The following is a 24248-nucleotide window of genomic DNA, read 5'->3' as shown; positions in this document are numbered from 1 at the left end:
CCGGTCTTTGCTGGATCAGGATGTTACCGGGGTCAGTGCCACGCCCGGCCGGTCGGGTCAAGAGTCTGGACCGCGAGGTCAGATCCTCGCATTCCGTTCGATCGATTGCAGCAGCGAGACCGCGTTATTCCGCAGCCCGTCACGGAATCCCATCTGCGCGCGAACGATCGCGCCTTCGATAACGATCATCGCCTCGCCGGCGACGCGCTCGGGCGCGGAGAGACCGAGACGGGTGGCGATGCCCCGCACGTAGTCCTCCAGTTCGACCTTGTGGCCCATGGCGCCCTCGAATTCTTGCCCGAATTCCGCAACCGTGTTGATGAAGGCGCAGCCGCGAAAATCCGGCTCGGCGAACCATTCGTCGAGCGCGAAGGCGAGTGCGGCAAGTCCCCGCTCCTCGATGTGTCTTTCCACGCGGCCGCTGAACGCGGCCATCCAGCTCTCGTGGCGCGCGGCGAGGAACGTGCGTACCAGATCGTCCTTGGAGGGGAAATTGTTGTAGAAGGACATCTTGGCGACGCCGGCTTCGGCGATGATCGTGTCGATCCCGGTGGCACGGATGCCGCTGCGATAGAACAGGCGCTTGGCCGTTTCGAGAATCCGCTCCCGCGCCGGCACCGCCGATTTCGTCTTCGTTTTTGTCATGAACCATTCTTGACAGACAGACCTGTACAGGTCAAGTTTATATACAGACCTGTCTACATAACAAAAGGAGCTATTGATGTCGAACCAACGCCCTCCCCTCCCGCCCTTCGACGAGGAAACCGCACGCCAGAAACTCCGGGCCGCCGAAGATGGGTGGAACAGCCGCGATCCCGAACGCGTCTCGCTCGCCTATAGCCTCGACAGCCGCTGGCGCAACCGGGCGGAGTTCGTGACCGGCCGCGACGAGATCGTGACGTTTCTCACGCGCAAGTGGATACGCGAACTCGACTACCGGCTGATCAAGGAAATCTGGGCGTTCCGGGAGAACCGCATAGCGGTGCGCTTCGCCTATGAATGGCACGACGACGCGCGGAACTGGTATCGCTCCTACGGCAACGAAAACTGGCAGTTCGACGCGGACGGGCTGATGACGCACCGTCACGCCTCGATCAACGATCTCCCGATCAAGGAAAGCGACCGCCTGTTCCACTGGCCGCTCGGCCGCAGGCCCGACGACCATCCGTCGCTGTCCGATCTCGGATTGTAAGGGGCGACCGCGTTTCCAGGCCCCTCGCAAACCTGCAGTCGAGGCTCTCGGCGATCTGCGGCGCAAGCGCAAGACGTCCGTCATACCGGCCTCCGAGCCGGTATCCAGCGCGATCAAGTCCTTGATCGAAAAAGGCTCTTTCACGGCGCGGACGCGCCGTTGCTGGTCCCCGGCTCAAGGCCGGGGTGACGCGGATGCGGAGCCGCTGGTCGCGGCAACCTGTGCCGGCAACCTGAGGCGGAGACGCCCCCTATTCCCCTTCCCGCTTGACGCGGTACTCGCCGGTCTCGGGGTCCTTGACCAGCGTTCGCATGGCGCCGGTCTCGCGTTCCTGCTCGGCCTGCTTCGAGCGGGCGGAGAGCTTTTCCGCATCCGCGACGAAGCGGCGGTAGAGCAGCAGTCCGCCGCCGACCAGCAGAAGCAGGAGGATCAACTGCGCCATGCGTTCCGTTCCCGTATCCTGTTCGCGGCCTCAGAGGCCGTAGCGCCCCCACAATGCCTTTTCTTCCAGCACTTCGGCAAGCCCGCCGACGGCGGCTGCGGCGATCTGTTCCGCATCCGGTGCGGCGAAGGCGGAAACGCCCGGAAGCCGCCGGCCGAAGAAATCCTTGGCGCCGCTGATCAGTTCGAGCTTCGCATCCTTGCCGTAGCGGCGCTTGATATCCTCGCGCATGCCACCGAGGCGGTCGATTAGACCGAGTTCCAGTCCGCGACGGCCGGTCCAGAAGAGCCCGGAGAAGATGCCCGGCTCGTCCGCGAGGCGGCTTGCGCGGCGGGCCTTCACCATCTCGATGAAGATGGTGTGGATCTCCACCTGCAGGCTTTTGAGGTATTCGATATCGCTTTCCTTCTCCGGCTGGAACGGATCGAGGATCACCTTGTTCTCGCCGGCAGTGTAGACGCGACGCTCGACGCCGATCTTCTTCAGAAGCTCCGGGAAGCCGAAACCGCCGGAAACGACGCCGATCGAGCCGACGATCGAGGACGGGTCGGCGACGATCTCGTCGCCGGCAAGCGCGATCATGTAGCCGCCGGAGGCCGCGACGTCCTCGACATAGACGAGGACCGTCTTGCTCTTCTCCTCGGCGAGCGCCCTGATGCGCTCGAAGATCATCCGTGACTGGACCGGCGATCCACCCGGCGAATTGACGGCAATGGCGACGGCCGGCGCATCCTTCTTCGAAAACGCCTTTTCGAGCATCGGCGCCACGCTTGCGAGATTGAGCGCCGGCTTGAACCTGGAGCCGCCGGCGGCGATCGTCCCGTGCAGACGGACGACCGGGATCACCGTTCCCTTCTTGCGGAACCGTTTCGGCAACAGGCGATCGAGAAATTTCGGCATCGGGCAGCCCTTCATATGCGCTTACAAGTCGTCAGGCCGTCCATGTAAGTCTTCCGGTGAAAAACAACAATGGTCCGGCCCCTACCGCCCCTTGTCAGGTTTCGACTGGCCCACTAGGTTCTTGCAAATTAGTCTCAATCAAAAAATTGACGCATCGCAAGAAAGAAACGGGATGACTGACACGGCAGCGAAACCGACGCAGTCGCCCGGATGGCGCAGCGAGCGCGGCGAACCCGTGCTTGCGGAGATTCACGGCTCGATCGAGGTCCGCAGCAGCCGGCCGTTCTGGCGGCGGGCGCTCGCTTTCCTCGGCCCCGGCTATCTGGTCGCAGTCGGCTACATGGATCCCGGCAACTGGGCGACGTCGCTTTCCGGCGGCGCTCGCTACGGCTACACGCTGCTGTTCGTCGTGCTCCTCTCCAGCGTCATGGCGATGTTCCTGCAATCGCTGGCCGCGCGGCTCGCCATCGCCACTGACCGCGACCTGGCGCTCGCCTGTCGCGATTCCTATCCGCAATGGCTTTCCTACAGTCTGTGGATCCTTGCCGAGATCGCGATCATCGCGACGGACCTCGCAGAGGTGATCGGCACCGCGATCGGGTTGAAGCTTATCTTCGGCATGCCGATCGAGATCGGCGTCATCGTGACGGCGAGCGACGTCTTCCTCGTCCTCCTGCTGCAGCGGCTCGGCTTCCGGTGGGTCGAAGCCTTCGTCATCACACTCACCGCCGTCATCGGCGCGAGCTTCGCGATCCAGCTCTGGCTCGCGGCGCCGGACGTCGGCGCCGTCGCCCGCGGTTTCCTGCCGTCTTCGCAGATCGTCGCCGATCCGCAGATGCTCTATATCGCCATCAGCATTCTCGGTGCGACCGTCATGCCGCACAATCTCTATCTGCACTCAGGGATCGTGCAGACGCGCAGATACGATACGAGCCCGAAAGGCCGGAGCGAGGCGCTCTCCTTCGCCACCATCGATTCAACGCTGGCGCTGTTCTTCGCGCTCCTCGTCAATGCGGCGATCCTCATCCTCTCGGCGGCCGCCTTCCATACCTCCGGTAATTTCGGGATTGCCGAACTCGGCGACGCGCATGCGCTGCTCGCCCCTCTCCTCGGCTCGACCGTGGCGCCTCTCCTCTTCGGCATCGCGCTTCTGTGCAGCGGCCTCAACTCGACGGCGACGGCGACGCTTGCCGGTCAGGTCGTCATGGAAGGCTTCGTGCGGATGCGGCTGAAGCCGTGGATCCGCCGGCTCGCCACGCGGGCGCTGGCAATCGTGCCGGCGGCATTCGTCGCCATCTGGTACGGAGAGCGCGGCACCGGCGAGCTACTGATCCTGAGCCAGGTCATACTCAGCCTGCAACTGCCGTTCGCCGTCTTCCCGCTGGTGCTGATCACGGCCAACCGGCACAAGATGGGCGAACTCACCGCACCCCGCTGGCTGACCATGGTCGCGCTTGCGATGGCGCTCCTCATCACGGTGCTGAACCTGAAGCTCGCCTCCGACTTCCTCATCGGGTGACGATCGGCCCTAGCCCTTGCGCGGATAGGCTTTGCGACCGTTGTTCAGGTCGTCGACACCCGCCGAGAAGGCGTGGCTCCCGGGATCGTCGTGCATGAGAAGCGGCGAGCGGAATGCAAGGCGTGCCCGCGATCCCTTGATCGCCGTCACCAGAACGCGCACCGCGTTCTCACCCACGCGCGGATAGACCGGTGTGATCTCGATGCCGCCGAAGCGGCGGCCGCAGGCATCGATGATTTCCGCAACCGATTCCGGACGGGCGATCAGCGACAATTGCCCGCCGGGCACCATGATCGCGCCGGCCGTGCGTATCCAGGCTTCGAAGAGCCCGCCGGTCATGGCATGGGCTTCGGCCTTCAGGCTGTCGGGTGTGCGGCGGTCGCGCCCGTCGTTGAAGGGCGGGTTCATGATGACATGGTGGAAGCTGTCGTCGGCAAGCCCGGCCGCAACCCTCGCCTTGCCCGTCAGCGTTACGTCGGCCTCGACGAGGTCGACGCGCGGGGCGATCGCGGCGTTTTCCGGCAATGCGAGGCTCTTTGCGGCATAGCCGAGCATTTCCGCCGAGCGCTCGACGAGCGTGACTTCGGCTTCCGCAAGCCGTGCGGCGACCGCAAGCCCGGCAGCGCCGGCACCAGCGCCGAGATCGGCGAGCCGGAACGGCCCGGCATGGTCGACCAAGGATGCCAGCAGCATAGCATCCATGCCGGCGCGATGGCCGCGCCCCTTCGGCTGCACGAGGTGAAAGCGGCCGCGATGGAAGGCGTCGACTGTCTCGACGACCCCTGTGGCAACCGTCATCGGATCAATCCTTCTCGTCACGCAGCTCGTCCGCGAGGCCGGCGTCCATCAGGATCTTGCGCGCCTCGTCCGCCCTGCCCTCCTCGACCAGCAGCCGGCGCGGCAGCATGCCGAGCGATCCTTCCAGCACGCTCATCGACTGGTCCGCGATCATGCAGGCGATTCCGGCGTCTTTCATCAGGCTTTCGGCGAAGGACAACAGGACCGGATCGTTGCTACGGATCATCTCGTACATTTTGCTAAAAAACCTCGCCGATTAGAGCGCGTGGAGCCATTTCGCCTCTTGCCGTCGCAGGCGCCACTTTTTATGGTCGGGCCAGCTTTGAAACAGGAGTCCGGTGCGTTGGGCGTAGTCATACCGCTTGAGGAAAACAAAAACAAACAGGCGTCCGTCAAGCCGCTGGTCGATCTCACCAAGGCCGGCATGGAACGGGTCAACCAGTTGATCCTCTCGAAGGCCGGTTCCGACGTGCAGATGATTCCCGAAGTCGCCAATCACCTGATCTCGTCGGGTGGAAAGCGCCTGCGCCCGATGCTGACGCTCGCCTCGGCTGCGATGTTCGACTATGCCGGCGACGGCGACGTCAAGCTCGCGACCAGCGTCGAATTCATGCACACGGCAACGCTCCTCCACGACGACGTGGTCGACGAGAGCGACCTGCGCCGCGGAAAGTCCACGGCGCGTATGATCTGGGGCAACCAGGCGAGCGTGCTCGTCGGCGACTTCCTGCTCGGCCAGGCCTTCCGCATGATGGTCGAGGTCGGCTCGCTGGAAGCGCTCGACGTGCTCTCCGCCGCAGCCTCGATCATCGCCGAGGGCGAGGTGCTGCAGCTTTCCGTCGCCAAGAACATGGAGACGACGGAAGACGACTATCTCGAGGTGATCCGCGCCAAGACGGCGGCGCTCTTTGCGGCCGCGGCCGAAGTCGGCCCGATCATCGCCGGCGCCGATCGCGCCGGGCGGAATGCGCTGAAATCCTACGGCATGAATCTCGGCCTCGCGTTCCAGCTCGTCGACGACGCGCTCGACTATGGCGGCAAGGCCTCCGAACTCGGCAAGAATGTCGGCGACGACTTCCGCGAGGGCAAGATCACTCTGCCGGTCATCCTCGCCTACCGCCGCGGCACGCCGTCGGAACGCGAGTTCTGGCGCGAGGCGATCGAGGGCGGACAGAACGACGATGCGCGGCTCGAAAAGGCGCTCGGCCTCATCTCCAAGTACGGCGGCCTCAACGACACCATCACGCGCGCGCTGCACTACGGCACCATCGCCCGTGACGCTCTGGCGCCGCTGCCGGATACGAAATGGAAATCGGCACTGCTCGACGTGATCGATTTCTGCATCGCGCGGGTGAATTGACCGGCGACCGGCATTGCCTTGCGGCTGTGCTTCAAAAAAGCCATTCTGTACGTGAATCGTCTCGACGGATGAAAGTTTTCGGCCGGATCGTTCCGGCTATCTTTGTTGAAAGGCTCGTTCATGCGGCAAAGTCTTGCCCTTCGTCTCATTTCCGGGACCGCCGTTGCGCTCCTGCTGTCGCTGTCGCCCGGTATGGTTGCGAGTGCGCAGACGGAAACCGCTCCCGCTACCGAGGGGGAGACATTCGATCCCGGTATCGTCGACACCTTCTCCGGCGCCTTCCTCGCCGGCCGGGTGGCCGACGCGGAACGAGACTATGACATCGCCATCCCACTCTACAAGAAGGCACTCGCGCTCGCCCCCGGCGACGTCGAGATCCGCGAACGGCTGATGATCGCGCTGTTCATGAACGGCGATTTCGACGAGGGCGTGAAATTCGCCAACGACCTGAAGAACGACGTTGCCGTCGAGCGGGTGACGACGGTCGCCCGCGGCCTCGACGCGATCCGCAGCCGTGAGTTCACGACCGCAGAGAATATCCTGAAGTACCAGGGTCCGAACGATCTGGACCGGCTGATGAACTCGCTTCTGGTCGCCTGGACGAAGGTCGGCGCCGGCGAGGGCAAGAAGGCGCTCGCCATGGTGGAAGGCCTCGAAGGCCCCGACTGGTACGGTATCTTCAAGCGTTACAATGCCGGCGTGATCGCCTTGCTCACCGGCGATACGGACGCCGCGCGGCGCAACCTCAACGAGGCGGTGACCGACCGCGAAGGAGGCGCCACAGCGCCCGACACCTTCGTCCGCGCGGTCATGTCGCTTGCGGCACTCGAAGCCAAGCAGGGCAACAAGCAGAAGGCGCTCGACGCCATCGCCGCCGGTGACGCTCTCGTCGGAAACTTCGCACCCTTCAAGGCGCTGCGCGACCATATCTCGAAGGGAGAGCCCGTCGAACCCGTGGTGACCAGCGCCACGGAAGGCGCGGCCGGCGTCCTCTTCTCGATCGGGGGCGCACTGAACCGCGACGGCGCCGAGGAGACGGTGACGCTCTACCTGCAGCTCGCGCATGCGCTTGAGCCGAAGAGCGCCGACACGCTGATCCTGCTCGGCGGTCTCGCCGAAAAGCTCGAACGGCCGGAACGGGCGATCGGCTTCTACAAGCAGGTCCCCGAAACCTCTCCGATGCGGCGCATCTCCGAACTGCAGCTCGGCCTCACGCTCGCCGAGACCGGCAAGGTGGAAGAGGCACGCAAGCATTTGAAGTCGCTGATCGACTCCGATCCGAGCGACATCCGCAGCTATCTCGCCTACGGCAGCGTGCTTTCCGAAGCGAAGGACTACGCCGCGATGGCCGACAACTACGACAAGGCGGTCGGGGTGATCGGCCCGAAGCCGAGCCGTGGTGACTGGTCGGTCTTCTTCCAACGCGGGATCGCCTATGAACGGCTGAAGCAGTGGGAAAAGGCGGAACCCAATTTCCGCAAGGCGCTCGAACTCAACCCCGACCAGCCGCAGGTGCTCAACTATCTCGGCTATTCCTGGGTCGACATGAACCGCAATCTTACGGAAGGCCTCGAGATGATCCGCAAGGCGGTCGAGCTGAGGCCCGACGACGGTTACATCGTCGATTCGCTCGGCTGGGCCTATTTCCGCATGAGCCGGTTTGACGAGGCCGTGACCGAGCTGGAGCGGGCGGCCGAGCTGAAGGCCGGCGACGCGACGATCAACGACCATCTGGGCGACGCCTACTGGCGTGTCGGGCGCAAGCTCGAAGCCACCTACCAGTGGAAGCGCGCACTCGCCTCCGATCCGGAAAAGGACCAGGTCGCCAAGATCCAGGCGAAGATCGACAAGGGCCTGCCGCCGCTCGCTGAAGATGCGGCGAAGGCGGCGCCTGAAGCCGATCCCGAGCCGCCGCGGACGGAAGCCGACAAGAAGTCGTAATCCATGTCGTCCGCCGGAGCCCGGATCTCCGCCGGGATCGTCGAAAAGGCCCCGGCCAAGATCAATCTCGCGCTGCATGTCACCGGGCGGCGCGAGGATGGCTATCACCTGCTCGACAGCATCGTCACCTTTGCCGCAGCGGGGGACCGGCTGACCTTTGCGGCCGCATCCGAGGATAGTCTTTCGCTCTCCGGCCGATTCGGACCTGTGCTTGCAGCCGATCCGAAAGGGACGGGCGACAATCTCGTCACGAAGGCGCGCGACCTTCTGCGCGAGGCGTTGCGGGACCACGGTCTGAAAACCCCTCCCGTCGCGATCGCTCTCGAAAAGAACCTGCCGATCGCCTCCGGAATCGGCGGTGGTTCGGCGGACGCAGCGGCGACTCTGCGCGGCCTCATCCGGCTATGGAATGCGGACCTGCCCGCGAGCGAACTGGCGGCGATCGCGCTCCGTCTCGGGGCGGACGTTCCAATGTGTCTCGCGGCGCAGCCGCTTCGCGCGGGCGGCATCGGCGAGGCGATTACGCCCCTCCCCGCAATGCCATCCTTCGTCATGGTGCTCGCCAATCCGCTGAAGGCGGTCTCGACGCCGGAAGTCTTCCGCCGGCTCGAGAGGAGGGACAATCCGCCGATTTCCTCGCCTCCGCCGGTCGCGGATCGCGAGGCGTGGATCGCATGGCTCTCCAGCCTTCGCAACGATCTGGAGGCGCCCGCGCGCGCCCTTGTTCCCGAGATCGGCACGCTTTGCGACATGCTCGCGGAGAGTGGCGCCGATCTCGTCCGGATGTCCGGCTCGGGGGCGACCTGCTTCGGCCTCTATGGCGATTATGCCGCGGCAGGAGCCGCCGTCCGCCACCTTTCGCAGCAAGAGCCGCACTGGTATTTTGAGGCAACCAGAACCGTTGCAGGAGACAGCCCATGAACCGAATCGACGAGACGCGACCCTTCATTCCCGTGGGGATCGCCGTGCTCACGGTTTCGGACACGCGTACGCTGGCCGATGACAAATCGGGCGACACGCTCGTTTCGCGGATCACCGAAGCCGGCCACCGGCTGGTCGACCGGGCGATCGTTCCGGACGACCGTGACCGCATCTACAACCAGGTGCATGCCTGGACGCTGTCGCAGGAGATCGACGTCGTCATCACCACCGGCGGGACCGGCTTCACCGGCCGCGACGTGACGCCGGAGGCGCTGGAGCCGCTGTTCGAGAAGCGGATGGACGGGTTCTCCGAGGTCTTCCACCGGCTCTCCTACGACAAGATCGGCACCTCGACCATCCAGTCGCGCGCGACCGGCGGCGTCGCCAACGCGACCTATATCTTCGTGCTGCCCGGCTCGCCCGGCGCCTGCAAGGATGCCTGGGACGGCATTCTGAAATGGCAGCTCGACTACCGCCACATGCCCTGCAATTTCGTGGAAATCATGCCGCGGCTCGACGAACACCTGCGCCGCGGCTGAGCCGGACAACCCTCGCCTGACCGCCTTATCTGCTCACACTGCCGGGCGGCGGTTCTGCCTTGCGACCCAGGACGGTACGAGTTCGCTCGACAGCCGCTGCGCCTTCCGGCCGCGGGCGATGTGGTCGAGGCCGCCAGCCGATGTCGCCGCCGCAAGCGCCTCACCCTTCGTCATCAGCAGGCCCTGCTCGAGAGGCGGGCGACGGCCGATCCGCTGCAAGAACGGCCGGCGGTGGAGACGCGAGGCGGAGAACTGTGCCGGCTGGCGGGACGAGACCACATACTCGCAGATCTCCTCGATCCAGCCGTTCTGCGGCCGCGCACCCGGCTCGACCAGCAGAATCCAGTCGCCGCGGGCGGCATTCAGGATCTCCGCCATGTTCCACTGCCTATAAAACCGGCAACCCGCCGCCTCGGCCAATCGCGCCGTTCCATCGCTCGAACCGTGGTCGAGCACGACCACATCGCTGACGAGGCCGTCGATCGCGCCGGCGACGAGCACGGCAAGCGTCTGCGCAAGCTCCGGTTCCTGGTCCCGGCATTCCATGATGACAGTCAACATGGCACGACATTATCGCCTTGCCCAAAATATTGCCACTGTGACATTTCGCATTTTTGTTCTTGTAATGTTCTCTTTTTCGCGCTAGGAATCTATTCATCGAACGGGGCTCTGGCCCCTCTGGAGCCTACAATGAACGAATTGTCTCTTGTGGCGCAGGCTGCCTTCCAGCCTGCCAATACGGCGGATATTGCCGATGCTCTGGTGAACGCGTCGGGCCTTCGGGTCGACATCCAGCGGCGGCGTGGGCGCGGCGCGGGCATGAACCCAGGAGGCCGGTTCGAGCCGACCGAGCGGGTCGCCTATGACGACGGCTGGACGACGCTCGAAGACATGCCGCCGTTCCGGACGGAAGTGCAGGTGGAGAAGCCGCGCACGGCGATCACCCGCAACGAGTCGCCGGACATTCCCTTCGATCGCTCGGTGAACCCCTATCGCGGTTGCGAACACGGCTGCATCTACTGCTTCGCACGGCCGACGCACGCCTATATGGGCCTCTCGGCGGGTCTCGATTTCGAAAGCAAGCTCTTCGCCAAGCCGGATGCCCCGCGGCTCCTGGAACGGGAGCTCGCCAAGCCCGGCTACAAGCCGCGGACGATCGCGATCGGCACCAATACCGACCCCTACCAGCCGATCGAACGCGAGTGGCGGATCATGCGGCAGGTGCTCGAAGTCTTGCAGAAGGCGAACCATCCCGTCGCCATCGTCACCAAGTCGGCGCTGATCACCCGCGACATCGACATCCTCTCGGCGATGGCCGAGAAGGGGCTGGCGAAGGTCGGGATTTCGGTGACGACGCTCGACCGCAAGCTGGCGCGGACCATGGAGCCGCGCGCCTCCACCCCGACCCGACGGCTCGAGGCAATCCGCAAGCTGTCGGAAGCCGGCATCCCGACGGCCGTGATGATGGCGCCGGTGATCCCGGCGCTCAACGATCACGAGATCGAACGGGTGCTCGATTCCGGCAAGGCCGCGGGCGCTTGCGAGGCAAGCTACGTCCTGCTCCGCCTTCCTCTCGAAGTGAGCCCGCTCTTCCGCGACTGGCTGCTGCAGAACTATCCCGATCGCTATCGGCACGTGATGTCGCTGGTGCGCTCGATGCGTGGCGGCAAGGACTACGATGCCGAATTCGGCAAACGCATGAAGGGCGCAGGTCCCTACGCCTGGCAGATCAGCCGGCGCTTCGAGATGGCGACGAAACGGCTGGGGCTCGGGCGGCGCAGCATGCAGCTGCGCGACGACCTCTTCGTGCCGCCGAACGGAAGCGGCGTACAGCTCTCGCTGCTCTGAGACGATGTCCGGCATGGCGGGAGACCTTCTCGCCGTGCCCTGCCCCGGACGACGCCGCCTCCGCGTCGCCTGGGGCGAGCCATTTGCTTTCCGGCGCGGGTTGCCCCCTATCCCCACGCGCCGGATAAGTCCCCGGAGCCGCACCGGATGCGGGACATACTGTCCCGTATCCGGGCCGGGGACTTGCAGGAAGTCGGGTCGGCGTGCGATCACTGCCGCCATGAAGCGTCGCACGCCGCCCGATTCTCCAGGCCTTTTCGCCGACCTGCCAGCCGGACCCGATTTCGAGCTGGAACGGTTGGCCGTCCGTGAAGGTTATTCCGGGATCGCCGGAACCGACGAGGCGGGTCGCGGCCCTCTGGCCGGACCGGTTGTCGCCGCGGCGGTGATCCTCGATCCGGACAACATCCCGCCCGGTCTCAACGATTCGAAGAAATTGACCGCGGTGCAGCGCGAGGCGCTGTTCGAGACGATTCTCTCCTGCGCGACCGTCTCCATTGCTTCGTCCTGTTCGCGTCACATCGACAACCGCGACATCCGCAAGGCGAGCCTCGACGCGATGCGGCGGGCCGTCGCCGGGCTCGCGCTGCCGGCCGGCTTCGTGCTCACGGACGGGCGCGACGTGCCGGACGGACTTTCCTGCCGCGGCAAGGCCGTCGTCAAGGGCGACGCCCGCTCCTTCTCGATCGCCGCCGCCTCGATCGTCGCAAAGGTCACACGCGACCGGATGATGGCGCGGGCCGCAAGCGTATTCCCCCATTACGGCTTTGAGGCCCATGCGGGCTACGGCACCGAGAAGCATCGCATGGCGATCGCCCTCCACGGCCCTTGCCTTCTGCACCGGATGAGTTTCCGGCCATTCCGCATCGACGGCGAGGACGAAACGAAGCTCGAGGTCGAGATCGCTCTCTGAGCGCCGGCTGCGGCCGGAACCGCGATGTCGTCCATAGAAATTCGCGCATGAAAAAAGCCGGGACTGAGCCCGGCTTCCCCGATGTCTTGTCTGGTCGCCTTACTGAAGGCGGGCCTTGACCTCGCCGAGGGCGCCCTTGATCAGATCGTCCTGAACGGCGGCGTCCGCCTTCTTGACGAGGATCGTCTCGGCTGCGGCGATCGCGAGATCGACGGCTGCGGCACGGACGGCGTTGATCGCATCCGTCTCGGCCTGCTTGATCTTCTGTTCGGAGAGCGCGTTGCGGCGCGCCACGAACTCCTCGGTCTTCTGCTTGGCCTCAGCGGTCAGCATGGCCGCTTCACGCTCGGCTGCAGCGACGATGCCTGCTGCTTCCGCTTCGGCTTCCTTCCGCTTGCGCTGGTATTCGGCCAGCACGTGCTGGGCCTCTTCGCGCAGGCGCTTGGCTTCTGCGAGCTCGCCGCGGATCTTGTCGGCGCGTTCGTCGAGCGACTTGGCGACCATGCCCGGAACCTTGAGATAGATAACCAGGGCAAAGAAGAGGACGAGACCGACGAAGGCGAAGAATGTTGCGTCGAAATGCATGGGATCAGCCCTCCTGCTTGCCGGTAACGGAGGCAACGGCCGACTTGACCTCGGTCTTGGCGACCTTGGCACCGATCAGCTTCTCGACGATGGCGGTCACCGTCTCGCCAGCGATGGCGTCGACTTCGGCGAAGGCCTTCGCCTTGATGTCGGCGATCCGGGCTTCGGCGGCTGCGACCTTGCCGGCGAGTTCCGCTTCGATGGCGGTCCGTTCGGCGTCGGCCTTGGCCTTGGCGGCTTCACGCGCTTCGGATGCGATCTGTCCGGCCTTTGCCTTCGCAGCGCTGAGCTCCCGTTCGTAGGTCTCGATGGCCGCATCGGCCTCGGACTTCAGACGGGCGGCTTCGTCGAGATCCTGGGCGATCCGGTCGTGCCGGTTTTCCAGGATGCCGCCGACGCGCGGCACGATGACCTTCTGCATGAGCATGTAGAAAAGGCCGAACGTAATCACCAGCCACAGAAGCTGCGACGGATAGGTGGTCTGGTCGAATGGCGGGAAAACGCCACCGCCGTGGCCCGCTTCGGAGGGGACGCCAGTCTCCGTATGGAGTTCGCCCGTCTGAGGGGCGACGCCGGTCTCCGTGTGGGTCTGTCCCTCTGCCGGAACTTCCTCGGCATAGGCGGGGGTCACAAACATGCTCACCTCCAGGTGTACTACGAATGCGAAGGATCACGGCCGCCGCAGGGCGTGCCGTGATCCCGAACCTCTGCCGATATCAGACGGCGAACAGGAGGAGGAGAGCGATGAGCAGCGAGAAGATGCCCAGAGCTTCCGTAACGGCGAAGCCGAATACCAGACGGCCGAACTGGCTGTCAGCGGCAGACGGGTTGCGCAGCGCGCCGGACAGGTAGTTGCCGAAGATGTTGCCGAGGCCCAGAGCCGTGCCGGCCATGCCAAAGCAAGCCAAACCTGCGCCGATGAACTTTGCTGCTTCCGCTTCCATGAATGAACTCCTTCGAATGGGTTGTTGCGGCGAATGACTGGCGCCCGAGAGCACCAATGTGGTTATCCTTAGTGCCCGCCGGGGTGAATTGCGTCGTTGAGGTACATGCAAGTCAGCACCGCAAAGACGTAAGCCTGCAGGAAGGCAACGAGGAACTCGAGACCGGTCAACGCGACGGTCATGATCAGCGGCAGGACGGCGCCACCGATGCCAAGGGCGCCAAGGGTTCCGAGCGAGGCGACGAAGCCTGCGAACACCTTGAGCGTGATGTGGCCTGCCAGCATGTTGGCGAACAGACGCACGGAAAGCGAAATCGGGCGGGACAGGAACGAGATGATTTCGATCGCCACGACCAGCGGGAGAAGCGCACCCGGCACACCGCTCGGGACGAAGAGATTGAGGAAGTGCAGGCCGTGCTTGTAGAAGCCGTAGACCAGTACGGTACCGATGACGAAGATCGCGAGCGCGAAGGTCACGATGATTTGACTCGTCACGGTGAAGAAGTAGGGCATCATCCCGAGCAGGTTCGCGGTCAGCACGAACATGAACAGCGAGAAGACCATCGGGAAGAATTTCATGCCGTGGCTGCCGGCGCCTTCCCGGAGCATCGAGGCGATGAACTCGTAGGACATCTCGGCGACCGACTGCATGCGGGTCGGGATCAGGCCGCGGCTCGAGGTCGAGAAGTAGAGAAAGCCAGACGCGGCGGCGACCGTCGCAACCATGAACAGCGACGAATTGGTAAAGGAAAAGTCAATCCCGCCGATCTCGATCGGTACAATCTTCTGAACCAGGAACTGATGGGTCGGATCGTTTGACACCTTCGGGTCTCTTTCGCTCTGGCCCGCCGCTGACGGGCATTTCCTTACCTTTGATCCGAACGGCTGTCGCCGTCCTGACGCTCGTTTGTCGTCCGTGCGGCACGGTCGGCCGGATGCGGCGCCGAAACCATGCCAGCCGAACGAAGCACGTTCAGCACACCGGCACAGAAACCGAGCAGCAAGAACACGATCATGCCCCACGGTGCCGTGCCGACAAAACGGTCGAAGAGATAGCCGAGAAGTGCACCGACGACGATCGCGGAAATGAACTCGCTAGAGAGCTTCATCGCCTGAGCATACCCCTTGCGGCTCTGCTCGGCGCTCTTCTCTGCAGCCTCTTCGATCCCCGTCTCGCGCTTCCTCTCCGCCAGTTCGGCAGCGAGGCGCCTGCGACGCTCTTCCAGACCCTCTCCGCGGTTGTCCGTCATGGTCCTCCCCTCCATTTCAGCCTCAGCAGGCCGCTTCGGGCCTGTCACGAATGTAGAAACGGTGGGATTTATACCCTTCCGACCCGTTTTGAAGTCGCGCGCACCATAATTTTAGGTGTCCGCATAGTCAAGGCACTGACTGCGCTTGTTTCACCACAAATTAATGTCGGAAAATCATAGACTTAAGTTGAACGCGACGAATCCGCCCACCAATCGGGCGGGGAATCGCACCGGGCGGGCGCAAACCGGCTGGGTCTTCGGCGCTTCAACTCCAGCCGCCGCCGTATGTGCGATAGAAGACGTGGAGACCGATGCGGCCGACCTTCTTCATCGTCCTTGCCCAGGCCGGACGGACGTAGAGGGCGTGATAGTGGGTGGCCGATCCCACCTCCGGCAGCCAGATCTTGCCGGCGGTGACGGCCATCGCAACCTCGCGCGCGACCTTCCAGTGGTACTTGGAGTTCACCCGGTCGCGGATATTGTCGCAGGCAAAGGAGAACTGGCAGCGGTTGCGCCAGTCTTCGTTCTGGTAGACGACGCCGCAGATGGTGTCGGGATAGGCCGGATTGCGCACGCGGTTCAGGATCACCTGGGCGACCGCCGCCTGCCCCTTCACCGACTCGCCGCGCGCCTCGAAATAAATGCCGGAGGCGAGGCACTGCTGTTCACGGGCGGAGAAGACGGAGGGCGGCAGCACCGAGGCGGCCCAGGCATGGTCGTCCGGGCCGATCTCCGGCCGGAAACGCCCGGCTTCCTGCTTGTCCGTCAAAATGGCATCGAAGGGCGAAACGCGGGCGAAGTCCGGCTCGGCCGGCGCATAGGCGGTCGCAAGCACGTCGGCATCGCGATTGGTGACCAGACCCGCGAGCATCGACGGGACCGCCGGATCGGTCTTCGGTTCCTTCTTGAAGTAGAAGCTCGCGAGATCGACCTTCTTCGGCTTCGAACGGGCAAAGGCCGTGAGGTCACCCGGAGCGTCCTTCGGGGAAAACAGGAAACTCGTGCGCTGGAGAATGGAGCCTGCGGTGAACGCCCTCGGTGGCAGCATCGGCTCGACGGCGACGATGCGGCCCTTCTTGAGGCTGCGGGTCACACGCGCCTCGTCGGGAAGTTCCTCAGTCGCCTTCGTCCCGCCGTCCAGCGCGATCTTGCGTCCGTCGGGGAGCAGGATGCCCGCGTCGGATGCGATCGCCGCGACCCGCGGCGTCTCGCCGAAGCGCAGTTCCGCCTGGTGGACCGAACCCGCCGGCGAGGCCGTCAGCACCATGCGCCACTGGCTGCCGCCGAAATCGGTTCCGGCGATGAGCCCCGCAAGGTCAGCCCTTGCGGCGACGGAGGGAAAGGCCAGCCAGGCGACGAAGCCGAGCACGGCGGGCGATTTCCATTTTTCGAAGCGGGAAGCGGATTTGTGGCGACTCTGGCTTGTGGCACGCAAGACCGGAACTCCATACGCGACATCGGTTTACATTAGAGAAACCTCTCATGTTAACCTTGATGATCGGTTAATGGCCGGGCCCGGCGCGTGCGACAACGGTGCGGAAACCCGGCAGAACCGGGCTTTCGCACCCCGCACCCGGCAAGGTGCGCGGTCTTTAGCTCAGATGATGACGTGGGCGCCGAGTTCGACCACGCGGTTCGCCGGCAGGCGGAAATAGTCCGACGGGTCGGCCGCGGTGTTGGCGAGTGCGATATAGAGCCGGTCCTGCCAGTACGGCATCCCCGACTTGGCATCCGGCACCAGCTTGCGGCGGCCGAGGTAGAAGGAGGTCGACATGATGTCGAACTTCAACCCGCCGCGACGCAGGCTCGCGAGCGCCTTGGAGACATTCTGCGTCTCCATGAAGCCGAAACGGATTTCCACACGCGAGAACCGGGCCGAAATCGGCTCCACGACGAAGCGCTCGGCTTCGCTCGCCCGCGGACGGCTGACCGTCTTGATCGTCAGGATGATGTTGCGCTCGTGGAGCACATGGTTGTGCTTGAGGTTATGTAAAAGTGCTGCAGGCCCCGTCTCGGGATCGCTCGTCAGGAAAACGGCGGTCCCGGCAACGGCAACGGGCGGATGCTCGCTCTTCTCCAATGAGGTGACGAAGGGCAGGAGCGGCACGTCGGTGTGGCGCGTCTTGGCGAAGAGGATCGACGTGCCACGCCGCCAGGTCCACATGACGACGGTGAAGCCGGCGGCGAACAGCACCGGCACATAGCCGCCGTCGTGGATCTTGAACATGTTGGCGCCGAGGAAGACCAGTTCGAGGGTGAGCAGCGGCAGCAGCACGACGGTTGCGACCACCCGCGACCAGTTCCAGCGGATGCGGACGAATTCGAAGGCCATGATCGTCGTCACGACCATCGCGCCGGTCACCGAGATGCCGTAGGCGGTGGCGAGCGCTTCCGAGCTTTCGAAGAGCAGGACCAGGCCGAGCACGCCGATCAGAAGCAGCGCGTTGACCGAAGGCAGGTAGATCTGCCCGGTATGGGTCTCCGAGGTGAAGAGGATCTGCATGCGCGGCAGGAAACCGAGGTGGATTGCCTGGCGCACCAGCGAGAAGGCGCCGGTGATTACCGCCTGGCTGGCGATGATGGTCGCGGCCGTCGCAAGGATGACCATCGGCAGCAGCGCCCACTCCGGGAACATCAGGAAAAAGGGATCCGAGGCCGTTTCGGGATGCTTGAGCACCAGCGCGCCCTGCCCCAGATAGTTGAGCACCAGCGCCGGGAACACGAGCGCAAACCAGGCGAGCTGGATCGGCTTGCGGCCGAAATGGCCGAGGTCGGCATAAAGCGCTTCCGCCCCCGTGACCGTCAGGAACACCGCACCCAGCACGACGACTCCCAGGAATTGCTCTCGCCAGAGGAAGGTGACGGCGTACCAGGGATTGAAGGCGGCGAAGATGCCGAGATCGTCGAAGATGTGGAGCAGTCCCCCGAGTGCCATGGCGACGAACCAGAGCACGGTGATCGGCCCGAAGAATTTCGCCACGGCGCCGGTGCCGTGGGACTGGACGGTGAAGAGGGCAAACAGGATGCCGACCGAAATGAGGACGATGTAGTCCGCCGACTGCGGCACAGCGAGTTTGAGACCTTCGACGGCGGAGAGGACCGAGAGCGCCGGCGTGATCATCGCGTCGCCCAGGAAGAGCGCGGCACCGATCAACCCGAGAACCATCAGCACGGTCGAATGACGGCCCGCATGTTTCATCAGCAGTGCGAGCAACGACAGCGTGCCGCCTTCGCCGTCGTTGTCGGCCCGCAGGAGGAACAGCACGTATTTCAGCGTGACGATGATCGTCAGCGCCCAGATCATCAGCGAAATGATGCCGATGATCTCGACCCGCGTGATCCCGTCGTGGCCGACGGGCTTCAGCGCCTCGCGAAACGCGTAGAGCGGGCTGGTGCCGATGTCGCCGTAGACGACGCCGACGGAACCGATCGCGAGACCGAGGAGACGATGCAAGTTCTTGCCCTCAGCGGGCAGAGCCGAATGGGTATGAGGCATGAGTGACACAGGCTCCTCAGAGCCAGCCTTTCCAACGGAAAAACAGGAACGGAATGACTGCGGACAACAGCATCAGCAGAAGTGCGAGGGCATAGCCGTAGTTCCAGTTCAATTCCGGCATGAACTGAAAGTTCATACCGTACACGGATGCGACAAGGGTCGGCGGGAGGAAGACGACCGAGGCGATCGAGAATATCTTGATGATGGCATTCTGTTCGACATTGATGAGCCCGAGCGAGGCATCGAGCATGAAGGTGATGTTGCCCGACACGAACGCCGCGTGCTCGGACAGTGACTGGACGTCACGGCTGACGATCCGCAGGAGTTCGCCCGCCTCCTGATCGTGACGGATCAGGGGAAGCGCCCGGAAGAACGAGACGAGGCGCGAAAGAGAGACGAGGCTGTCGCGGGTCTTGCTGACCAGGCGCTGGTGGCCGGCGATGTCGATCAGCTTGTCCTCGAGGTAGCGAGGTGGCCGACGTTTCGCGGTCTTCTGGTCGACGAAGACGTCTGCCGCAAGGGCGTCGATGCGGGCCACGGTGACTTCGAGGATTTCGGCCGTCCGGTCGGCGACCGTCTCCAGGAGACGCGCCATGAGTTCGGCACCGGTGCGATAATTGACCCCCGCGCGATGCAGGGCGGCGGTGAATAGCGCAAAGGACTTGGGCTCGGCGTAGCGGATCGTCACCAACCGGTTGCCGGTCAGGATGAAGGCTACGTCCGTCAGTTCCGGGAGGCCCGTTTCGACCTTCCACACCAGTGACGCCGTCATATAAACGCCGCCTTCCTCCACGTAGAGTCGGCTGGACGGTTCGATGTCCTTCAGCTCGTCCCGCGTCGGCAACGGAATGCCGAGCAGTCCCTCGACCAGCAACTCCTCCTCGCGGTCGGGATTGACCAGGTCGAGCCAGAGAATATCGGGGTCGAGACTCTGCGGGGGCTCGCCCGGCAGGATAATTTCCGCATCTCCGCGGTTGCGGCACGCTCTGATCAATCGAGACGCCTTTCAGCTCCGGAGGGCCCGGCCGCTCCGACGGCGGAGACAATCACAACTGCCCCATGGATGGCAAGAGCCATATTTCTGTCCCGCCGCGCTGTGGAAAAGGTGTCCGCCGAACGGCGTTTGAAATGTTGGAGCGGCAGGCCTTGTCCACCCGATACCTGCGCCATTATTCAAGCTTGACCTAAATCAAGGATCGCTGAAGCACGATCCGTAGTATTCTTTCCGTGGACGAAAAGCCCAAAGGAGGATGCAATGAACGACAAGTCTTCTGGTTCTCTTCCAAGTCTCTGGTCGGACAATCCCTTCGCCGAATTCCGCAAGGAAATGGACAAGGTGTTCGACGGCTTCTTCGGTCGCGGAGGGCTCCTCAAGGGAGCCGACAAGACCGAAGGCTTCATGGCGCCATCGATCGACGTTGCGGAGAACGACACGGCGATCACGCTCACGGCGGAGCTGCCGGGCATCTCCGAGAGCGATGTCGACGTCTCCATCCAGAACGGCGTCCTGACGCTCAAGGGTGAAAAGAAGTTCGAAAAGAAGGACGAGAAGGACAACTACCGTCTGGTCGAACGGCGCTACGGCAGCTTCCAGCGTTCGATGAGCCTGCCCGCCAGCGTGGACGAGGCGGCGGTCACCGCGAAATTCGACAAGGGCGTCCTGACCGTCACCATGCCGAAAAAGCCCGGCTCGGCTCCCAAGGAGCGCAAGATCGCAATCGAGAAGTAACGCGGTCTTGGCACCCTGCCGCCACCCCTTCTCCCCCGGGGCGGCGGCAGCCTTCGGCTGACGCGCGCACCGGAGCCTGTGCGGTTTGCTATTCGAAGACGATCGACGGTGCCTGTCGCCCGGCGCGCATGCCGACCTGCTGCCAGACCTTCTCGGCGATATCACGATAGACCTTCGCCTGCGGCCCGTCGGGGTGGGATACGACGACCGGCGTACCGGCATCCGAGGTCTCGCGAATTTCGATGGTGAGCGGCACTTCGCCGAGGAACGGCACGCCGATCTTTTCCGCCTCAGCCTTCGCACCGCCGTGTCCGAAGATATCGTAGCGGGCGCCGGTATCGGGCGCGATGAAATAGCTCATGTTCTCGACGATCCCGAGGACCGGCACCTCGACCTTGTTGAACATGTTGAGACCCTTGCGGGCATCGATGAGCGCGAGGTCCTGCGGCGTCGAGACGATCACGGCGCCCGAGAGCGGCACCTGCTGGGCCATGGTCAGCTGGGCGTCGCCGGTGCCGGGCGGCATGTCGACGACGAGGACGTCGAGATCGCCCCAGGCGACTTCGCGCAGCATCTGCATCAGCGCCGACTGGACCATCGGACCGCGCCAGATCATCGCCGTTCCTTCGTCGACGAGAAAGCCCATCGACATCGCCTTGAGGCCGTAATTCTCCATCGGCACGATCGTCCGTCCGTCGATCTGCTTCGGCTTGCCCGTAATGCCGAGCAGTCGCGGCATCGACGGGCCGTAGACGTCGGCGTCGAGAATGCCGACGGAAAGGCCGTTCGCCTTGAGTGCGAGCGCGAGATTGACGGCGGTCGTCGACTTGCCGACACCGCCCTTGCCGGAGGCGACCGCGACGATCGCCTTGATGCCGGGAATGCCGGCCTTGGCGGGACGCTGCGGCTGGGGCTGGCCGGGGGCATGATGGGCATGGCCCGCACCTTGCGGGGGCGCCGAAGGAGCAGATCCGGCCTTGCGCTCGGCCGTGAGGCTGACCAGCGCGCCCTTGACACCCGGCATCGCCTTGACGGCTCTCTCGGCGGCGAGGCGCAACGGCTCGAGCTCCTGGGCGCGGTCCGCCGGAACCGTGATCGAGAAGTAGACCTTCCCGTCGGAAATGAAGACGTCCGACACCATGCCGAGATCGACGATGTTGCGATCGAAACCCGGTCCGCGGACCGATTTCAGCGTTTCAAGAACCTGTTCGCGCGTGAACCCAGCCATGCCTGCCTCGCTTTAACTTGCCTGAAGCGTAGATAGTCGAGCGGCAGCCGGACGCCAACCGTAAACTGCGCGAAACAAGTGAAACCGCGACGGAGCGACGCGGGTCGCGAACATCCCACCGCGGCATCTCCGACATCCGGAAACGGGAAAGCCGCCGGATCGATCGGCGCGCTCTTCCTCGGCGCTGCTTCCACGAACCGGCGGCTTCCGCTTTTCAAAGACGCCTCTTGCCGGGCGTCTCGTTCAGTCCCCTCTGGACCTGCTGCTTCGATGCATACGGCGTGCCAGCTTGCTCAGAGGGCCGGAATCGCGGGTATTCAGGCATTATCGGCCAAAGCGGGCGCCAGTGCTCAGTGTGCAGCGCCCAAATTTTTGACCAGGCGATTGTGCTCTGCACAATTTACCGGCACCGGCGGCGACATGCGGCTACTTGATCAGGCCGAGCCGGAGCGCCCGGGCGACAGCCTGCGTGCGGTTCACGGTGTCGAGCTTCTTCGTCGCCCGGTTCAGGTAATGGTTGATCGTGTGCTCGGAGAGATTGAGGATTTCGGCGATCTCGACGCTGGTCTTTCCGGCCGCCGTCCAGTTCAGGCAGTCGATCTCGCGGTCGGTCAATGTCCCCGTCGTCCGATTGTCGAGATCGCGAATTTCGGCCAGCCGGTTGAACACGTGGACGGAGAGATAGGTGAGCTCCATCATCTCCAGAAAAGAAAACGGCGCCCGGTCGCCCAGAAAGGAAATGGCCCCGCGAGCGCCGTTCGCGTCGTGCACCGGGAAATAGGCACCGCGGATCATCCGGAAGCGCTCGAAGAGCGATTTCGCCACGCCGGTCGTGCGGGCATCACGTTCGCGCACGATGCTATCGATGTCGAAAGAAAAGGGAGCCGACGAACTGCGCAGCCGCCGCATGATCGGGCTCGTCGCGAGAAGCGGGACCTGGTCGTATTCGCTGATCAGATCGGCGGGCCAGTTGGTGATGATGGAGTTGTTGGCGATATCGAGCGATGTCGCCGCGGGCATGTTCATGACCATGAAGGCCCGCGCACCGTAGCTCTCGGTGAGGCGCCGCATGAAACGGAAGAGATCGAACTGAGCCTTGAAGCCCGTCAGCTCACTGACAAAGCCGGCAACCCTTTCCGCTCTCGCAACGGATTCCAATGTCGTCATCATTTGTTTTCTTCGAGCACGAAACAGGAGGACTCGGCCGGAAGCCGATCCTCACCCCCACAACGCGGCAAGATCCGAGTTCAGAGCTCCCCCACGAAACTCCAGGTTCTGCACCCCAGTGCCGAACATATTGACGCATATCAAGAATTCACCTCGGGAAACGCGTCTACCCCCGCGGCCAGCCTTACACCCCTTCTAAAGCCATGCAGATTGAACGACTACGATTTGGCGGATGGCGGAAGAGTTCCCGCGGCGGGCACTGCGATGTCGATTGACTGTCCCCCGCGTGCACAATAAGCGCAGAAGGCATCGCCCGTCCAGCGCGGTGACCAATTTTTGTAGCAAACCGTTTTAGAAACCAACAAATGCCGCATGCAGTCCAGGCGATCATGCAACGGCAACCACGGAGGAACAGCAACGTGACCGAGACCCATCCTTTCCAGGGCAAAGTCCTCTGCGACGAGTGCCACGAGCTGGGCGAAGGTCCCGTCTGGGACTTCCTGCACGGGCGCGCATGGTGGTTTGACATTTTGGGCAAGCGGCTCTGGGAATACGACCCGGAGACCGGCGAACGCCGCTCCCACGCACTTCCCTTCATGGGCAGCGTGCTGGCGCTCATCGACGACAAGCGGCAACTGATCGCGTCCGACCAAGGGCTCTTTCTTCGTGACGTCGCCACGGGTACGCTGACGCGCCACGCGGAACTGGAGCCGGAAAAACCCGGAAACCGCTCCAACGACGGTCGCGTGCATCCCTCCGGCGCGCTGTGGATCGGCACGATGAGCAAGAAGGCCGAACCGGAGGCCGGGGCGATCTATCACGTCGCCGGCACGACGGTGACGCGGATCATCGACAGGATCGGCATACCGAACGCCATCTGCTTCTCTCCGGACGGAGCGATCGGCTACTACACCGATTCGAAGGTGAACCACCTGATGCATATCCCACTCGACCCGGCAACCGGCCTGCCGGTCGGACCTGCGAGCGTGCTGGTCGACGGCACGTCGATGCGGGGTGTCTTCGACGGATCGGTCTGCGATGCCGAGGGCACGATATGGAACGCCCGCTGGGACGGTGCCTGCGTCGATCGCTACGCCCCGGACGGCACGCATCTCGCGCGTTACGAAATGCCGACCCGCCGCGTCACCTGCCCCGCCTTCTTCGGGAAGGCGGCAGATCGCCTGCTCGTCACCTCCTGCCACGAGGGACTGGATGCAGCCGGCCGCGCCGAGGATCCGCTCTCCGGGACGACCTTCGATCTGGGCGTCACGGTCGCCGGGCGCCAGGAGCCGCTCTTCCGTCTCTGAGCGTACTGACAGGGCGCCCGCACACTCTCGCGGGCGCCTTTTGTTCCCTGGCAGGCAAAAGAAATCCTGCCGCCTTTTTCGGGAACGATTGTTTCCCCTATGCATTTTTCACTCGAACCGGCGCGGCGCCAAGACTGGGACCGCGTCACAGTCCAACGAGTGAGAAAGGT

The 24248-nt window shown here is 63.9% G+C and carries 26 protein-coding genes; 10 read left to right on the top strand and 16 right to left on the bottom strand.

The features are described 5' to 3' along the window. Nucleotides 1-78: 78 nt before the first annotated feature. The gene (locus EUU22_RS24100; RefSeq protein WP_129334506.1) at nt 79-645 is read right to left on the bottom strand and encodes a TetR/AcrR family transcriptional regulator; all 567 of its coding nucleotides are present in this window, start codon (nt 643-645) and stop codon (nt 79-81) included. A 76-nt stretch (nt 646-721) separates the two neighbouring features. On the opposite strand from EUU22_RS24100, the gene EUU22_RS24095 reads away from it, so the two are divergent. Then, entirely contained in the window at nt 722-1192 is a 471-nt protein-coding gene (locus EUU22_RS24095; protein WP_129334505.1) for a nuclear transport factor 2 family protein, read from the top strand. A gap of 250 nt (nt 1193-1442) precedes the next feature. Here the strand turns inward: EUU22_RS24095 and EUU22_RS24090 are convergent, their stop codons facing one another. After that, the gene (locus EUU22_RS24090; RefSeq protein WP_129334504.1) at nt 1443-1634 is read right to left on the bottom strand and encodes a hypothetical protein; all 192 of its coding nucleotides are present in this window, start codon (nt 1632-1634) and stop codon (nt 1443-1445) included. Nucleotides 1635-1664: 30 nt separating this feature from the next. Beyond that, entirely contained in the window at nt 1665-2534 is an 870-nt protein-coding gene (locus EUU22_RS24085; protein WP_129334503.1) for a S49 family peptidase, read from the bottom strand. A 172-nt stretch (nt 2535-2706) separates the two neighbouring features. On the opposite strand from EUU22_RS24085, the gene EUU22_RS24080 reads away from it, so the two are divergent. Beyond that, nucleotides 2707-4053, top strand: coding sequence for an Nramp family divalent metal transporter (locus tag EUU22_RS24080; RefSeq protein WP_129334502.1), 1347 nt, complete (start codon nt 2707-2709; stop codon nt 4051-4053). Between the two features lie 9 nt (nt 4054-4062). Here the strand turns inward: EUU22_RS24080 and EUU22_RS24075 are convergent, their stop codons facing one another. Beyond that, entirely contained in the window at nt 4063-4851 is a 789-nt protein-coding gene (locus EUU22_RS24075; RefSeq protein ID WP_129334501.1) for a tRNA1(Val) (adenine(37)-N6)-methyltransferase, read from the bottom strand. Nucleotides 4852-4855: 4 nt separating this feature from the next. Beyond that, the gene (locus tag EUU22_RS24070) at nt 4856-5086 is read right to left on the bottom strand and encodes a putative signal transducing protein (protein ID WP_129334500.1); all 231 of its coding nucleotides are present in this window, start codon (nt 5084-5086) and stop codon (nt 4856-4858) included. A gap of 108 nt (nt 5087-5194) precedes the next feature. Between EUU22_RS24070 and EUU22_RS24065 the strand changes: the two genes are divergently transcribed. From EUU22_RS24065 to moaB, 4 genes are all read left to right on the top strand, one after another. Then, nucleotides 5195-6211: a polyprenyl synthetase family protein gene (locus EUU22_RS24065; RefSeq protein ID WP_129334499.1), complete on the top strand. Its 1017-nt coding sequence runs from the start codon at nt 5195-5197 to the stop codon at nt 6209-6211. Nucleotides 6212-6331: 120 nt separating this feature from the next. Then, nucleotides 6332-8152 carry a tetratricopeptide repeat protein gene (locus tag EUU22_RS24060; protein ID WP_129334498.1) on the top strand — a complete coding sequence of 607 codons (1821 nt, stop codon included), beginning with the start codon at nt 6332-6334 and terminating at the stop codon, nt 8150-8152. A gap of 3 nt (nt 8153-8155) precedes the next feature. Further along, on the top strand, nt 8156-9073 hold the full coding sequence (locus EUU22_RS24055; RefSeq protein ID WP_129334497.1) for a 4-(cytidine 5'-diphospho)-2-C-methyl-D-erythritol kinase: 918 nt from the start codon (nt 8156-8158) through the stop codon (nt 9071-9073). Further along, the gene (gene moaB / locus EUU22_RS24050; protein ID WP_129334496.1) at nt 9070-9612 is read left to right on the top strand and encodes a molybdenum cofactor biosynthesis protein B; all 543 of its coding nucleotides are present in this window, start codon (nt 9070-9072) and stop codon (nt 9610-9612) included. The genes EUU22_RS24055 and moaB overlap by 4 nt, the downstream gene beginning before the upstream one ends. Nucleotides 9613-9645: 33 nt before the next feature. Here moaB and EUU22_RS24045 read toward each other — a convergent pair whose 3' ends face one another. Beyond that, nucleotides 9646-10173, bottom strand: a complete 528-nt coding sequence (locus EUU22_RS24045; protein ID WP_129334495.1) for a glycosyltransferase family protein — start codon at nt 10171-10173, stop codon at nt 9646-9648. Between the two features lie 129 nt (nt 10174-10302). Between EUU22_RS24045 and EUU22_RS24040 the strand changes: the two genes are divergently transcribed. Beyond that, nucleotides 10303-11460, top strand: coding sequence for a PA0069 family radical SAM protein (locus tag EUU22_RS24040; protein WP_129334494.1), 1158 nt, complete (start codon nt 10303-10305; stop codon nt 11458-11460). A gap of 220 nt (nt 11461-11680) precedes the next feature. After that, on the top strand, nt 11681-12373 hold the full coding sequence (gene rnhB, locus EUU22_RS24035; RefSeq protein WP_129334493.1) for a ribonuclease HII: 693 nt from the start codon (nt 11681-11683) through the stop codon (nt 12371-12373). A gap of 99 nt (nt 12374-12472) precedes the next feature. Here rnhB and EUU22_RS24030 read toward each other — a convergent pair whose 3' ends face one another. From EUU22_RS24030 to EUU22_RS23995, 8 genes are all read right to left on the bottom strand, one after another. Next, nucleotides 12473-12958 (bottom strand): F0F1 ATP synthase subunit B, encoded by a 486-nt coding sequence (locus tag EUU22_RS24030; RefSeq protein WP_129334492.1) that lies wholly within the window; start codon nt 12956-12958, stop codon nt 12473-12475. A 4-nt stretch (nt 12959-12962) separates the two neighbouring features. Further along, nucleotides 12963-13595: a F0F1 ATP synthase subunit B gene (locus EUU22_RS24025; protein WP_129334491.1), complete on the bottom strand. Its 633-nt coding sequence runs from the start codon at nt 13593-13595 to the stop codon at nt 12963-12965. Nucleotides 13596-13674: 79 nt separating this feature from the next. Continuing rightward, nucleotides 13675-13902 carry a F0F1 ATP synthase subunit C gene (locus EUU22_RS24020; protein WP_046796018.1) on the bottom strand — a complete coding sequence of 76 codons (228 nt, stop codon included), beginning with the start codon at nt 13900-13902 and terminating at the stop codon, nt 13675-13677. Between the two features lie 68 nt (nt 13903-13970). Then, complete coding sequence (locus EUU22_RS24015; protein ID WP_129334490.1) at nt 13971-14723, bottom strand: F0F1 ATP synthase subunit A; 753 nt, start codon at nt 14721-14723, stop codon at nt 13971-13973. A gap of 44 nt (nt 14724-14767) precedes the next feature. After that, entirely contained in the window at nt 14768-15151 is a 384-nt protein-coding gene (locus tag EUU22_RS24010; protein WP_129334489.1) for an AtpZ/AtpI family protein, read from the bottom strand. Between the two features lie 265 nt (nt 15152-15416). After that, nucleotides 15417-16586, bottom strand: coding sequence for a cell wall hydrolase (locus EUU22_RS24005; protein WP_129334488.1), 1170 nt, complete (start codon nt 16584-16586; stop codon nt 15417-15419). A 162-nt stretch (nt 16587-16748) separates the two neighbouring features. Continuing rightward, on the bottom strand, nt 16749-18647 hold the full coding sequence (locus tag EUU22_RS24000; protein WP_129334487.1) for a potassium transporter Kup: 1899 nt from the start codon (nt 18645-18647) through the stop codon (nt 16749-16751). 16 nt (nt 18648-18663) lie between these two features. After that, on the bottom strand, nt 18664-19638 hold the full coding sequence (locus tag EUU22_RS23995; protein WP_439329189.1) for a magnesium transporter CorA family protein: 975 nt from the start codon (nt 19636-19638) through the stop codon (nt 18664-18666). Between the two features lie 264 nt (nt 19639-19902). On the opposite strand from EUU22_RS23995, the gene EUU22_RS23990 reads away from it, so the two are divergent. After that, nucleotides 19903-20376 (top strand): Hsp20/alpha crystallin family protein, encoded by a 474-nt coding sequence (locus tag EUU22_RS23990; protein ID WP_129334485.1) that lies wholly within the window; start codon nt 19903-19905, stop codon nt 20374-20376. An 88-nt stretch (nt 20377-20464) separates the two neighbouring features. On the opposite strand, the gene apbC is transcribed toward EUU22_RS23990, so the two are convergent. Both apbC and EUU22_RS23980 read right to left on the bottom strand, forming a co-directional pair. Next, nucleotides 20465-21604 carry an iron-sulfur cluster carrier protein ApbC gene (apbC, locus tag EUU22_RS23985; protein ID WP_129334484.1) on the bottom strand — a complete coding sequence of 380 codons (1140 nt, stop codon included), beginning with the start codon at nt 21602-21604 and terminating at the stop codon, nt 20465-20467. Between the two features lie 426 nt (nt 21605-22030). Beyond that, complete coding sequence (locus tag EUU22_RS23980; protein WP_439329186.1) at nt 22031-22774, bottom strand: LuxR family transcriptional regulator; 744 nt, start codon at nt 22772-22774, stop codon at nt 22031-22033. Between the two features lie 416 nt (nt 22775-23190). On the opposite strand from EUU22_RS23980, the gene EUU22_RS23975 reads away from it, so the two are divergent. Continuing rightward, complete coding sequence (locus EUU22_RS23975; protein ID WP_245485284.1) at nt 23191-24078, top strand: SMP-30/gluconolactonase/LRE family protein; 888 nt, start codon at nt 23191-23193, stop codon at nt 24076-24078. Nucleotides 24079-24248 lie beyond the last annotated feature (170 nt).

The sequence above is a fragment of the Ciceribacter ferrooxidans genome (assembly GCF_004137355.1).
In the GTDB taxonomy this organism is placed as follows: domain Bacteria; phylum Pseudomonadota; class Alphaproteobacteria; order Rhizobiales; family Rhizobiaceae; genus Allorhizobium; species Allorhizobium ferrooxidans.
The sequence above is the reverse complement of the archived record's forward strand: the minus strand, read 5'-3'. Positions and strand labels throughout refer to the sequence as shown.

Coding starts and splice junctions, on each gene's coding strand:
- EUU22_RS24090 (WP_129334504.1), bottom strand. CDS start 1,634: ATGGCGCAGTTGATCCTCCTGCTTCTGCTGGTCGGCGGCGGACTGCTG.
- EUU22_RS24095 (WP_129334505.1), top strand. CDS start 722: ATGTCGAACCAACGCCCTCCCCTCCCGCCCTTCGACGAGGAAACCGCA.
- EUU22_RS24010 (WP_129334489.1), bottom strand. CDS start 15,151: ATGACGGACAACCGCGGAGAGGGTCTGGAAGAGCGTCGCAGGCGCCTC.
- EUU22_RS24075 (WP_129334501.1), bottom strand. CDS start 4,851: ATGACGGTTGCCACAGGGGTCGTCGAGACAGTCGACGCCTTCCATCGC.
- EUU22_RS24085 (WP_129334503.1), bottom strand. CDS start 2,534: ATGCCGAAATTTCTCGATCGCCTGTTGCCGAAACGGTTCCGCAAGAAG.
- rnhB (WP_129334493.1), top strand. CDS start 11,681: ATGAAGCGTCGCACGCCGCCCGATTCTCCAGGCCTTTTCGCCGACCTG.
- EUU22_RS24000 (WP_129334487.1), bottom strand. CDS start 18,647: ATGCCTCATACCCATTCGGCTCTGCCCGCTGAGGGCAAGAACTTGCAT.
- EUU22_RS24020 (WP_046796018.1), bottom strand. CDS start 13,902: ATGGAAGCGGAAGCAGCAAAGTTCATCGGCGCAGGTTTGGCTTGCTTT.
- moaB (WP_129334496.1), top strand. CDS start 9,070: ATGAACCGAATCGACGAGACGCGACCCTTCATTCCCGTGGGGATCGCC.
- EUU22_RS24080 (WP_129334502.1), top strand. CDS start 2,707: ATGACTGACACGGCAGCGAAACCGACGCAGTCGCCCGGATGGCGCAGC.
- EUU22_RS24060 (WP_129334498.1), top strand. CDS start 6,332: ATGCGGCAAAGTCTTGCCCTTCGTCTCATTTCCGGGACCGCCGTTGCG.
- EUU22_RS24055 (WP_129334497.1), top strand. CDS start 8,156: ATGTCGTCCGCCGGAGCCCGGATCTCCGCCGGGATCGTCGAAAAGGCC.
- EUU22_RS24040 (WP_129334494.1), top strand. CDS start 10,303: ATGAACGAATTGTCTCTTGTGGCGCAGGCTGCCTTCCAGCCTGCCAAT.
- EUU22_RS24030 (WP_129334492.1), bottom strand. CDS start 12,958: ATGCATTTCGACGCAACATTCTTCGCCTTCGTCGGTCTCGTCCTCTTC.
- EUU22_RS24025 (WP_129334491.1), bottom strand. CDS start 13,595: ATGTTTGTGACCCCCGCCTATGCCGAGGAAGTTCCGGCAGAGGGACAG.
- EUU22_RS23990 (WP_129334485.1), top strand. CDS start 19,903: ATGAACGACAAGTCTTCTGGTTCTCTTCCAAGTCTCTGGTCGGACAAT.
- EUU22_RS24045 (WP_129334495.1), bottom strand. CDS start 10,173: ATGTTGACTGTCATCATGGAATGCCGGGACCAGGAACCGGAGCTTGCG.
- EUU22_RS23980 (WP_439329186.1), bottom strand. CDS start 22,774: ATGATGACGACATTGGAATCCGTTGCGAGAGCGGAAAGGGTTGCCGGC.
- EUU22_RS24100 (WP_129334506.1), bottom strand. CDS start 645: ATGACAAAAACGAAGACGAAATCGGCGGTGCCGGCGCGGGAGCGGATT.
- EUU22_RS24070 (WP_129334500.1), bottom strand. CDS start 5,086: ATGTACGAGATGATCCGTAGCAACGATCCGGTCCTGTTGTCCTTCGCC.
- apbC (WP_129334484.1), bottom strand. CDS start 21,604: ATGGCTGGGTTCACGCGCGAACAGGTTCTTGAAACGCTGAAATCGGTC.